Source organism: Leptolyngbya sp. PCC 6406 (assembly GCF_000332095.2).
Lineage (GTDB): Bacteria > Cyanobacteriota > Cyanobacteriia > Phormidesmidales > Phormidesmidaceae > PCC-6406.
Genome location: NZ_KI913949.1, coordinates 5,470,596 through 5,473,176 on the forward strand (window position 1 = coordinate 5,470,596; position 2,581 = coordinate 5,473,176).

Genomic DNA, 2,581 nt, shown 5'->3' on the forward strand with positions numbered 1-2,581 from the left:
GGTAATACTGCTGGGAGATGTCCCCACCACCCTGGCAGCAGCTCTGATGCCGAGTCCTTCGTGGCGGGCATTGAGGGCCATCTCTACGGTGGTGACTGGGGTGCGCAGGCGGGCCATGGGGGTGCCGCTGCGTTCATTGAAGCGACGACCACAGGTTTTACAGAGGTATTGTTGAAGGACTTGACCCGTCTTGAGGGGTTTGGTGCCATTCTTGACGATGGCCTCACTCTGACAATGGATACAGTTCATTGGACTTAAAGGCTTGCTGTATCTACAGTCTAGCTCTCACTCCCTAAGATGACAGTGCCACGTCCGGTGTTGAACCGTTTGCAGCAAGCAGGCATGTATCTGTCGAGTGCGGTGATTAATCGAGCGCTACGGTTGGTGGATGAATAGGGACGGTGAATAAGCTCTTCCGGCCCACAACTATAGACTCTTAGATACCCCCCATCCCCCTGGTGCCCATGGCTCTGCCTGGGTACCCGCCGCTGAGGCTCTGCCTCTGGCGCTCTGGCGGCAGAGCCGCCCCCGGAGGTTCCCAGCCGGAGACTGGGAGCCAGGAAACCCACCCCGCCCTCCGGGCACCCCTCCCAAGAGGGGATGTTGGGAGGAGGTTCCTTGAGAACAGCCAAACACCTCAATACACAGCCAAACACCTCAATACCCGGTCACCCGGCAACAAGGGCAACCACAAGGGATTGCCCCTACGGAAATATCCCCAACACCCCAACACCCTAATACTTCCCCACTCCCCTACTCCTCCACTCCCCCCACCCATCCACCCTCACACCCTCACACTCCTCCCATGCCCCCAACCACCGCCCTCCTAGCCACTGCCCTCTCTGCCCTGCTGGTGCCCGCGATGCCACTGGCGGGGGAGGCCGCCCAGAACTCAGGGCGGTTACGGGGGGTGGGGGACAGGTTCCTCAACGGTAGCGGGGTGGGTGATCCGGTCCCACGCCAGGAACCTGTCCCCTTGAGCGCCACCCAGATCCCAGGGTTCTTTGGCGCGGGTGATCCATTGCGAGCCGGGACGATACCAGAACCCTGGGATCTTGACCCGCTGACCGCGAAAGACCCCAAAGCAGGGTTAGCTCTGCCCGCAGATTTGGGCAAAGCCGCCCCACTACCGCCCCAGGCTGGGTTAAAGCAGGCTGGGACAGCAGACCTGCTAGACGTAGAAGGGCAACTAGAGGATGGCGATGAGGTCTTGCAGGATGGCAGGCTGTACGACCTGTACACCTTTGACGGTGAAGCTGGGCCATTCATCGAGATTCGCCTTAATAGCGATGACTTTGATGCCTATTTGATTTTGCTTGGCCCTGACGGTGAGCGGGTCGCAGAAGACGATAATGGCGGTGAGGGGCTCAATTCTTTGATTCAGATTCAGTTGCCCCAAACAGGCCACTACTTAGTCATTGTTATTGCCAATGCCTATGATCCAGGGGGACGGGGACGCTATCGGCTGACGGCAGCAGCTATCAGCGCCGAAGCCTATCAGCGGGGGCAGGAGAATGCCAGGGCGAGAGTAGAAGCGGATCAACTGCTCCAGCAGGGCATTCAGCAATTCAACCGCAGTCAGTTTCGAGAAGCGCTGGCCTCTTGGGAATGAGCTTTAGGACTCTACCGAGCCGCAGGGAATCGCGCCGGGGAAGGCCGCGCCCTGGGCAATTTGGGCGTTGTTTACTTGAGCCTGGGCCAGTACAACCGCGCCATTGACTTCTATGAACAACACCTGGCGATCGCCCGCGAGATTGGCGATCGCGCTGGGGAAGGCCGCGCCCTGGGCGGTTTGGGCATTGCTTACCGCAACCCTTAACGGGTGACAAGGGCACTCAACGTCATACGGTACAGGGTTTTGAGATAATGGAGGGGACAAAAAAAAGGGAGCCTCAGTACAGCTCCCCCAACCAAATATGTTCCCTACATTCTACCAAACTACCCTTCTCACCCATCTCAATGAAAAACAGTACTTGACCTTCCAGTTACTGTTGTTATTGCTACAAGCGCATCGCCAAGTCAAACTCTCCGTCTTAGCCAGCGTCTTTCCTCAGCCCATTCAGTATCAAAGTCGCAAACGGAACTTACAACGCTTTTTAGCCTTACCCAAACTCACGCTCAAGGTGCTGTGGTTTCCACTGCTCAAATATTGGATCCGCCAAGTGGAAACGGGACGGGGCTTGAACCGTGACCAACGCCGTCGTCTGAGAACGCTCAAACACCATAAACACGGCTATTGGATTCTGGCAATGGACCGCACGGAATGGAAAGGGCGAAATATATTCATGGTCAGCGTGGTGTGGGGGACTCATGCTTTACCCGTCTATTGGGAGCGTTTAGGGCGGGCGGGTACGAGTGACCTGAAAACGCAACGGCGACTGCTGAAAGCGGCCCTGTCCTTGTTTAAGTCCTATCCGGTTCTACTGCTGGGTGACCGGGAGTTCCATAGCCCTAAACTGGCGGACTGGTTGGATCAGCGCGGGGTGTCCTTTGCACCTTACAGGGTGACAACCCCCCTAGAGAGCTTGCTGGATAAGGGATAGGGCGTGAAAACCTCGCTGAAAATAGCGGTGTTTATGGG

At 57.1% G+C, this 2,581-nt stretch carries 3 protein-coding genes and 2 pseudogenes; 4 read left to right on the top strand and 1 reads right to left on the bottom strand.

From position 1 onward, the window contains the following. The coding region (locus LEP6406_RS29590; protein ID WP_036031637.1) for an IS1/IS1595 family N-terminal zinc-binding domain-containing protein at nt 1-249 on the bottom strand (249 nt) is incomplete at its 3' end. Nucleotides 250-297: 48 nt separating this feature from the next. Here LEP6406_RS29590 and LEP6406_RS31690 point away from each other — a divergent pair. From LEP6406_RS31690 to LEP6406_RS29600, 4 genes and pseudogenes are all read left to right on the top strand, one after another. Next, the gene (locus LEP6406_RS31690) at nt 298-396 is read left to right on the top strand and encodes a DUF3368 domain-containing protein (protein WP_071992278.1); all 99 of its coding nucleotides are present in this window, start codon (nt 298-300) and stop codon (nt 394-396) included. Nucleotides 397-805: 409 nt separating this feature from the next. Continuing rightward, nucleotides 806-1,612 carry a PPC domain-containing protein gene (locus LEP6406_RS34535; protein ID WP_008315385.1) on the top strand — a complete coding sequence of 269 codons (807 nt, stop codon included), beginning with the start codon at nt 806-808 and terminating at the stop codon, nt 1,610-1,612. A gap of 12 nt (nt 1,613-1,624) precedes the next feature. Continuing rightward, nucleotides 1,625-1,819 (top strand): annotated as a pseudogene (locus tag LEP6406_RS34540) (tetratricopeptide repeat protein); the annotation flags it as partial. Nucleotides 1,820-1,916: 97 nt separating this feature from the next. Then, nucleotides 1,917-2,492, top strand: a pseudogene (locus LEP6406_RS29600) (transposase); the annotation flags it as partial. Between the last annotated feature and the right edge of the window lie 89 nt (nt 2,493-2,581).